Raw genomic sequence first — 9,081 nt, 5'->3', positions numbered from 1 at the left:
ATGCCGACCTTGGTCGGCACTGCACGCAAACGCTGCGACCGGAAACGCTGTCGGTGTGCCGAGCAAGCTCGGCACCTACGGAAAATGCCGCCTGCAAGGGCGGCATTTTCGTTCCGGCGGGCAGACTTCCGGTAGATGCCGACCTTGGTCGGCACTGCACGCAAACGCTGCGACCGGAAACGCTGTCGGTGTGCCGAGCAAGCTCGGCACCTACGGAAAATGCCGCCTGCAAGGGCGGCATTTTCGTTCCGGCTGCGCCGGAACCGTAACGCTGCGCGTTACTGCTTCAGCGGAATCACGCGGATCTCGACGCGGCGGTTCTTGGCACGGCCGGCATCGGTGCTGTTGTCGGCAATCGGGTACGACTTGCCGGCGCCCAGCGTTTCAATGCGCACGCTCTGCACGCCCTGGCCGATCAGGTACTGCGCCACCGAGTCGGCGCGTTCCTTCGACAGGCGGTTGTTGACCGCATCGCTACCGATGCTGTCGGTGTGGCCGACCACTTCGATCATGGTCTGGTTGTAGTCACGCAGGGTGCCGGCAACACCGTTGAGCGAACCATAGAACTGCGGCTTCAGGGTCGCCTTGCCGAAGTCGAAGGTGATGCCGTCCGGCAGGTTCAGCATGATGTTGTCGCCCTGGCGCTGCACATCGATGCCGGTGTTGGCAGTGCGCTCGCGCAGTGCACGTTCCTGGCGATCCTGGTACTGGCCGACAGCGGCACCACTGAGTGCGCCGATACCGGCACCGATCAGCGCGTGCTGGCGGCGCTCGGTGGCGCTGTCGCCGGTCAGCAGGCCGGCGGCCACGCCGATGGCGGTACCGATCAGCGCGTTGCGGCCGGTGCGGTTCTGCTGCTCGGTCGGGTTGCCGTACTGGTCACTCTGCACATAGGAGCCGCCGGTGGCGCAGGCCGACAGGACGGCCGCACTCATCAGGGCCAGTGCGACGTTGCGGGTGGTGTTGCGGATCATGGGGTTCTCCTTGGTTTCCGGTCGGCCGGCGGCTTGCGGGCGCAAAGAGAATAAACAGCCCGATGCGATGCCGGAATGATGATGCAGCGCGCCGACAGGGCCGCGTTCAGCTATCTGACCGGATCGCTCAGCTCGCGCTTTACCCCGCTCCCGACTGGCGGTAAGCAACCAGAGCGGCATCGCGACCCGCCGCCAGGTCCACCAGAGGCGAGCGCGGATAGCCAGGGGCATGCGCCTCCAGCAGCAACGGGTGCTGCCACGGCGCGAAGCGTGCCTTCATCGGCAGCGCAGCCAATTCCGGCACCCAGCGGGTGATATAGCGGGCCTGCGGATCGAACTTCTCGGCCTGGGTAACCGGATTGAACACGCGGAAGTACGGCGCGGCGTCGGCGCCGGTTCCGGCCACCCATTGCCAGCCCATCGTGTTGTTGGCCAGGTCGGCATCGACCAGGGTGTCCCAGAACCAGCGCGCGCCGTGCAGCCAGTGTGCGCGCAGGTGCTTGCACAGGTAGCTGGCCACGATCATCCGCACCCGGTTGTGCATGTAGCCGGTGTGCCACAGCTCGCGCAGGCCGGCATCGACGATCGGCACGCCGGTGTTGCCGCGCTGCCAGTCATGCAGTTGCGCCGCGCTGGGCGTGGCCCACGGGAAGCGATCAAAACGCGGGTTGAGATTGTCGGTGGGGGTCTTCGGGAAGTGGTGCAGCAGGTGGTAGGCGAAGTCGCGCCAGCCCAGCTGGCGCAGGTAGCCGTCGATATCCGCGTCGGTGCCTGCACTGCGCAGGGCCTCCAGCGCATGGGCGATGCGCCACGGCGCGATCTCGCCGAAGTGCAGATGCGGCGACAACCGCGACGTTCCAACGCGATCCGGCAGGTCGCGCTGCTCGCGGTAGCCGCGCAACGCACCGTCCTCGAACACGGACAGCGCCTCCAGCGCGCCGGCCTCGCCCGGCTGCCAGTGCTCCCAGAAACCGGCATCCCAGTCCAGCGCAGGCGAAAGCCGCAGCTCATCCAGCGCAAGGCTGTCGACCGCGTGCGCAGTCAGTGCCTTGGGTGCGGCCGTCAGCGCCGGCAGGCGCCAATGACTGAGCACGTTGCGCCAGTACGGAGTGAACACCTTGTACGGCTGGCCTTGCTTGCTCGCGATGTCCCAGGGTTCGAACAGCAGGCTGCCATTGCAGCTCTGCGCATCGATGCCCTGCTCGCGCAGCGTGCGCTTGATCTCCGCGTCGCGCGGCTGGGTGGCCGGTTCGTACTTGCGGTTCCAGTACACCGCCTCGGCGCCGGTCTGTTCGACCAGCGCCTGCAGCGTCGCCAAACTGTCGCCGCGGCGCAGCACCAGCGACGAGCCGCGCGAACGCAGGTCGGCATCCAGCGCCGCCAGCGAATGCTGGCGCCACGCATCGGAGGCCGCGCCCGGCATCCACTCGCCTTCCTCGTGCGGCGCATGTATGTAGACCGGCACCACCTCGTGGCCTGCGTCCAGCGCGGCCTGCAGGGCCGGATTGTCCTGCAGCCGCAGATCTCGACGGAACCACACCAACACTACCGACACGTGCATCGCCTTCATTCTGGATGGCGCACATGATAGCCAGCGACGGTGAAGGTGATGCGTGCGCGGGGCATCCACGCATGACGTGGATCTACCGGTTGAAGCGTTGCATCGCCTCGCTGATCAATGCCCGTGCTTCGGCAGCGTTGCCCCAGCCATTGAGCTGCACCGGGTTGCGGCCGGCCGGCAGGTCCTTGTAGACCCGGAAGAACGCCTCGATGCGCTGCCGTTCGATCTCCGGCAGATCGGCCAGGTCGCGGATGTTGGCGAAGGTCGGGTCGACCTTGTCGGTGGGCACGCCGATGATCTTCTCGTCATGCTCGCCGCCATCGATCATCTTCAGGTAGCCGATCGGCCGGAAGCGCACGATCACCCCCGGATGCAGCGGCTCGCGGGTCAGCACCAGCGCATCCAGAGGGTCGTTGTCACCGGCCAGCGTGCGCGGCATCGAGCCATAGTTGGCCGGATAGGCGACCGGCATCGACTGGAAGCGATCAACATGCACCAGCCCATCTTCCTTGATCTCGTACTTGGTGAAGCTGCCGGCCGGGATCTCCACCGCCAGGTTCACTTCCTGCGGGGCCTGCTTCGGCTGGGCCACCAGGAAAGGATGCAGCACGGCATCGGCGGCGGTCACTGCACTGGCCAGCAACAGCAGTGCGGTACCGATGGCAGCGAGGGAAAGGATACGAGAGCGAGTGGTCATCGGTGTGTGCTCATTCCCAGCAACGGTCGGCGCGACCCTTGGCGGTCTGCGAACGGGGGCAGTCGCGCGGCGTGATGCGGCCGTCGATCAGTTCCGTTCGCGTCTTGCTGCCCTTGGCGTCACGCTGCAGTTCGAAGGCATCGTAGAGACGGCCCGTCACCGTGCGCGCTTCATAGCGCAGGCGCTGCGGGTCAACGTTCAGGACCTGGAACAACTGGGTGTCCTCGGCCACCGGATCCATCGTCCTGCGTGCTTCGTCGGAAAGGCGGTACTGCTTCGGCCCGGCCACGGTCACCACGTACTGTGGCGTCGCGGCCTGCCCTTCACCACGGCGGCCGTACGTGTGATCGTGGCCCTGCAGCACCAGATCGACGTTGTGGCGGCGTACCACCGGCAGCAGCACGTCACGCAGCGCGGCGTTCTCGCGGCCTTCGCGCGGCGAGTAGAACGGCTGGTGCAGCAGCACGATGGTCCACGGCTGCGGATTGCCGGTCAGCACCTTGTCCAGCCACTGCGCCTGCGCCTTGGCCGTACCCAGGTCGAGTGCAGAGGTGCCATCGACCACCGCCACGCGCAAACCCTGCGCATCGAACCAGTAGCTGGTCTGCTGCGCTGCACTGGCGCCATTGCCCGGCAACGCGAAGGTTACCGGCCAGTGCTTGCCCAGCACGCGGCGTTCCTGCGGGGTGTCCTCGAACTCCTCGAAGTACTCGTGGTTGCCGATCGCCGGCGCCACCAGCGTCTCCTGCGCCAGCCAGCCGGTGGCGGCGAACCACTCGCCCCACTCGCTGTCGTCCATGTTGTCGCCGCCGCTGACCAGGTCGCCAGCGAACAGACTCATGCGCGCCTGCGGTGCCGCCTTCTGCGCAGCACGCACGACCCGGCTGACATGGCTGACGTTCTTGTTCTGGGTGTCACCGAAGTACAGCAGGGTCAGCGGCTGATCGGCGGCCGCCAGCGTGCGCAGCTGGCTCCACGCGCTCCAGCTGCCGTTGCCCTGCACGCGGTAGACATACTGGGTATCCGGCTGCAGGCCGCCGATGTCAGCACGATGGTGATGCGACAGCCCGTTCTCGGTCTGCAGCGCACGGGTCGTTGCGCGTACCTGGCGGATGCCCTCGATGGCCGGTGAATCTCCGGCCACGGCGATTTCCAGCAGCGGCGCCTGCACACTGCCGTCGGTCCGCCAGGCCACCGCAAAGCCGTGGCTGGGATCGGCCGCGGGCGAGGCGACGATGCGGTCCGGCACCGTCGTCGCTGCGTAGTGGTGGCTGCCTGCCGGTACCTGGGTGTTCGGTTCGGCCGCCGCGAACGACAGCGGCGGCAACGCCAGCATCAGGCCCAGCGCCAGGCCACGCATCATGTGAAGCCCGCTCATGCGCCACACTCCAGCGGCAACGCCAGCTGCTTGGCGATGCTCTCCCAGTCGAACGCGACCACGCCCTGATCATCATGCACCGCGTACAGCGCACCGTGCGGGAACCGTGCACTGGGCTGCTGCATCATCCAGATCCCATCGGTGTTGGCCACGGTATTGCCCTGGAACGCGCCCACCGGCTTCAGCGTGTGACGGTCGAACAGGTGGAACACGCTACGCTGCTTGCCCTGCTCGGTGGTGATCCACCAGCCGTCCTTGCCACAGGTGCGCAGGGTCACGCCTTCGGCCTGCGCCTTGAACACGTCGCGGCCGAAGGTGGTGCCGGTGAAGCGGCCGGCCAGGGTGTAGACCTTGAACTCGCTGGCGTAGCTTTCGTCCTCTTCGGCAATCAGCAGGCGATCGTTCTCGGGGTCGCCCCAGATCGATTCGACCACGCGCAGCGCACCGGCCTCGGTGGTATCACCGATGCTGGCTACAAGCTTCGCTTCGACCTTCGCACCGTCGCGGGTCACGTGGTACTGGCGCACGCGCTTGTCCAGTTCAGCCAGCGGCGGCAGGATGTCACGCCCCTGCGCATCCTCGCCGTTGTCCCAGGAGTCGGTGACGTAGACGCTGTAGCCATCGGCCCGGCGGTCGACCCACAGGCCGTACGGCTTGCGCAGGTCGTCCGCAGCGAACGTCGCCAGCGGGGTGAAGTCCGGCAGGCCCAGCACCTGCACGCGGTGATTGTCGCGCTCCACGATCCACAGCAGGTCGTCGGTCACCGCGATGCCGTTTGGGCGGTCGAACTGCCCCGGCGCGGTACCGCTGCTGCCAACGTCACGAAGATGCTGGCCGGTGCTGCCGTCGTAGACCACCAGCTTGTCGGTGGCCTTGGCGGTGGCGATCAGCCACAGCGTTCCGTCCGGCGCACGCCAGGCCGCCGGCGAATCGATGTTGTCGGCCGGCGTCATCGGCGAAAGGAACGCCTCGGCGATGGTGGCCACCGCACGCTCACTGGTGGCCTTCGCTGCCGTCGCGGCCGCCGCCGGATCATTGCCCGTGGCCGGCGCGCAGCCAGCCGCCAGGCTGGCCATCAGTGCGGCAGCCAGGACGGTGATGCCACGCCCCATCACAGTGCCACCTTCAGGCCCAGCGCGTAGGTGCGGCCGTACTCTTCCATCTGCAGAGTGCGCGAACGCGTGCCCTGGTACAGCTCCAGCGGCTTGTCCAGCAGGTTCTGCGCTTCGAAGTACATGCTCACGCGCGGGGTGAACTTGTAGTCCAGCGAGAAGTCCAGCTGGGTGTTGGGTGCCACATAGATGTCGAAGGCACGGCCCTTGCCGATGCTGTCCAGGTATTCGCTGCGGTACACCGCTGCCAGCCGCGTGCTCAGGCCGTACTTCTCATAGCCGACGTGCGCGCTGTAGACGTGCTTGGAGGCGCGCGGCAGGGTGAAGTCTTCGCCCGCACGATCCTTGATGCCAGCATCGAACGTAGTGTCGAGCCAGGTGCCGCTGGCACCGACCAGCAGCCCGTCCAGGCCGGCCGGCAGGAACGCCAGCTGCTGCTGCCAGTTGAATTCCGCACCGCGCACCGTGGCCTTGCGGCCGTTGATCGGCTGGGTCACGTCGAAGCCGCCATAGTCCGGGTCATTGGTGCGCACGGTTTCCACGATGTAACCGTCGATCGACTTGTGGAACAGGCCCAGCGACACGATGCCGGTGCTGCCGATGTACTTCTCCACCGACAGATCGATGTTCTTCGATTCGTAAGGATCCAGCTCCGGATTGCCCAACCGCACTTCCTCGTCACCGCGGCTGTAGCCCACGCGCGGCGAAATGTCACCGAACGAAGGGCGCGAGACGGTCTTGTTGGCCGAAGCGCGCAGCACCCAGTCGTCTGCGGCGTCGTAGCGCAGGTACAGGCCTGGCAGCACGTTGGTGTAGCTGCTGCTGGCCACGCGCGGGGTGACGGTGAAGCTGCGGCCGTTGGCCGCCACGTCCACCTGGTTGCCGGTAGCCTTGAACTGGGTATTTTCCACGCGCACGCCGCCGATGATGCGCAGTGCGCCGATGTCCCAGGTACCCATCGCGTAGCTGGCGAAGATGTCCTCGCTGGCCACGTAGTCTTCTTCCAGCGAGGTCATTGCATTGCCGCCGACATCCTGCGGCCGCGCACTGTACTGGCTGCCATTGGCCGCCCAGAACGCGCGCATCGCGGCCGAATCCATACCGTCACCCATGTTGCCGTGGCGATGCTCCGGCGAGGAGGTGGTCCAGCTCGACAGCGCCACCTTCGGGCCGACGCGCAGCTCGTTCTCGTCGACATTGACGTCACGGTCGCGCCAGCGGCCCAGCAGGCCGATCTTGATGCTGCCGCTGTCGCCGTCGAAGCGCACGTTGACCTGCGCGCTGTGTTCCTTGTCATTGACCTGCTTGGGCGAAAGCACGAAGCGGTCGAACGCGTAGTTGCCGTTGTCCAGCCACTGCGGGTTGTCGAAGCTGTAGCTGGGCAGGCGGCTGCGCTGGTCCAGGGTGCCGTTGAATGCCTTGCCGTTGAGCTTGAAGCGGGCCTCCATCTCGTCGTTCACACGCTCTTCGGTGCGGGTGTAGCCGACCTTGTAATCGACCACGGCATTGGTCAGCTTGTTCTCGCCGCCCAGGCTTGCCGCAAAGGTGTTTTCCTTCTTGGTGCGGTAGCGCATGCGCTTGTCGATCGAATCCTTCGGCATGCCATCCAGGCGGTACTGATCGGTGCCGGTCTTGACCATCTTCGCATCGTCGAAGTTGAAGATCACCCGCTGGCGGGTTTCGGCGTCGTCGAACTGGCTGTACAGCGTGCGCAGGTAGTACTTGCTGTCTTCGTTCGGGCGCCAGTCGAGGTTGAGGTTGGCACCGATGCGCTTGCGCTCGATCTCGTACTTGCGGTGCTGCAGGTTGATCGCGGTGACGTCGCCCGGCGCGGCATCGTCCTCGCCGTCGTATTCCACTTCGGTGTTGTCCGACTCGAACCTGCGCTTCTGGTAGTTCACGCCCAGCGCCACGCCGAAGGTGTCGTTGAACACTTCGCTGTAGTTGAATGCGGCCTTGGGGCTGGTCTCGCCGGACAGCTGCTGATGGCTGCCCTCGATCTTGGCGCGCAGGCTGCGGCCGTCGCGATCGAAGGCCGAGGCCGACTCCACCAGCACCGCGCCACCAATGGCATCGCCCGGCATGTCCGGGGTCGGCGACTTGACCACGCGCAGGCGCTCGGTGGAATCGGAGGGAATCACGTCCAGCGGCGCAGCGCGGCTGGAATCTTCCGGCGTGCCGATGGCGATGCCATCGACGCTGACACTGTTGAGGTTGGCGTCCAGGCCGCGGATGACCACGAAGCGGCCCTCGCCCTGGTCACGCGTCACGCTGACGCCCGGCAGGCGCTGCAGCGACTCGGCCACGTTCTTGTCCGGGTACTGGCCCAGCGCATCGGAGGACACGGCGTCCTCGATGGCATCGCTGCTGCGCTTGAGGTCGACCGCGCGGATCTGCGATTCGAGCTGCGCTCGCACTTCGATGCGGTCGAGGTCGACCGCGTCGGCGGCCACCGCGCCGGTGGCGGCGACCGCCTGCTGCCCGGCGGCCTGCAGCGGTGCAGCCACCCCCATCGCCAGGGTCAGGGTGATGGCAACGGCCAACGGAGTCTTGATATGCACTGGGAATCCCCATTCCTGTTAAGAATGGGTCTGCACGGTATGTCCGCAAGGTTGCATGGCCATGACATGGATCTGCACATTTGGCGAAGCGCGGGTTTGGGTTCGGCCCACCGATCCGGCAAAATGGCGTCCTCTCTCCTTTTCCCCTTCCCGACCATGAAGATCGTCGAAGTGCGCCATCCGCTGGTGCAGCACAAGATCGGCCTGATGCGCAACGCCGCGCTCAGCACCAAGGATTTCCGCGAACTGGCCAACGAGCTGGGCACGCTGCTGGCCTACGAGGCCACCGCCGACCTGGACACAGAGCCGCATACCCTGCCCGGCTGGGCCGGCCCGGTCACCGTGCAGCGCATCGCCGGCGCCAAGATCACCGTGGTGCCGATCCTGCGTGCCGGCCTGGGCATGCTCAGCGGCGTGCTGTCGCTGATCCCGGCCGCCCGCGTCAGCGTGGTCGGCCTGCAGCGTGATGAGGAAACCCTGCAGCCGGTGCCCTACTTTGAACGCTTGACCGGCCGCCTGGAAGAGCGCGATGCGCTGATCCTGGACCCGATGCTGGCCACCGGCGGCACCCTGATCGCCACCATCGACATGCTCAAGCGCGCCGGCGCGCGCCGCATCAAGGGCATCTTCCTGGTGGCCGCACCGGAGGGCATCGACGCGGTCAAGGCCGTGCATCCGGACGTGGAGATCTACACCGCGGCCATCGATGCCCAGCTCAATGACAAGGGCTACATCCTGCCGGGCCTGGGCGATGCCGGCGACCGCATCTTCGGTACCCGCGTCGGCTGATCCGCTGAA

General features: G+C 66.4%; 8 protein-coding genes. 2 read left to right on the top strand and 6 right to left on the bottom strand.

Features of this window, described 5'->3' with window-relative positions:
* On the top strand, positions 1-269 hold a 269-nt coding region (locus AC5P7U_RS15625; RefSeq protein WP_495221241.1), incomplete at its 5' end, for a hypothetical protein.
* A gap of 9 nt (positions 270-278) precedes the next feature.
* On the opposite strand, the gene AC5P7U_RS15620 is transcribed toward AC5P7U_RS15625, so the two are convergent.
* From AC5P7U_RS15620 to AC5P7U_RS15595, 6 genes are all read right to left on the bottom strand, one after another.
* Positions 279-974 carry a YiaD family glycine zipper/OmpA-like lipoprotein gene (locus tag AC5P7U_RS15620; protein ID WP_008267948.1) on the bottom strand — a complete coding sequence of 232 codons (696 nt, stop codon included), beginning with the start codon at positions 972-974 and terminating at the stop codon, positions 279-281.
* 139 nt (positions 975-1,113) lie between these two features.
* The gene (locus AC5P7U_RS15615; protein ID WP_495221240.1) at positions 1,114-2,529 is read right to left on the bottom strand and encodes a cryptochrome/photolyase family protein; all 1,416 of its coding nucleotides are present in this window, start codon (positions 2,527-2,529) and stop codon (positions 1,114-1,116) included.
* Positions 2,530-2,617: 88 nt separating this feature from the next.
* Complete coding sequence (locus AC5P7U_RS15610) at positions 2,618-3,232, bottom strand: inorganic diphosphatase (RefSeq protein WP_006433506.1); 615 nt, start codon at positions 3,230-3,232, stop codon at positions 2,618-2,620.
* A 10-nt stretch (positions 3,233-3,242) separates the two neighbouring features.
* Positions 3,243-4,595 carry a purple acid phosphatase family protein gene (locus tag AC5P7U_RS15605; protein ID WP_495221244.1) on the bottom strand — a complete coding sequence of 451 codons (1,353 nt, stop codon included), beginning with the start codon at positions 4,593-4,595 and terminating at the stop codon, positions 3,243-3,245.
* Positions 4,596-4,606: 11 nt separating this feature from the next.
* Positions 4,607-5,722 (bottom strand): NHL repeat-containing protein, encoded by a 1,116-nt coding sequence (locus tag AC5P7U_RS15600; protein WP_006433334.1) that lies wholly within the window; start codon positions 5,720-5,722, stop codon positions 4,607-4,609.
* Positions 5,722-8,235 (bottom strand): TonB-dependent receptor, encoded by a 2,514-nt coding sequence (locus AC5P7U_RS15595; RefSeq protein ID WP_495221243.1) that lies wholly within the window; start codon positions 8,233-8,235, stop codon positions 5,722-5,724. Before AC5P7U_RS15595 ends, AC5P7U_RS15600 begins: the two co-directional genes overlap by 1 nt.
* Positions 8,236-8,439: 204 nt before the next feature.
* Between AC5P7U_RS15595 and upp the strand changes: the two genes are divergently transcribed.
* Positions 8,440-9,072, top strand: coding sequence for a uracil phosphoribosyltransferase (gene upp / locus AC5P7U_RS15590; protein ID WP_049457648.1), 633 nt, complete (start codon positions 8,440-8,442; stop codon positions 9,070-9,072).
* Positions 9,073-9,081: the final 9 nt, after the last annotated feature.

This window comes from Stenotrophomonas sp. YJH_SMC_57, from assembly GCF_059369755.1.
The sequence above is the reverse complement of the archived record's forward strand: the minus strand, read 5'-3'. Positions and strand labels throughout refer to the sequence as shown.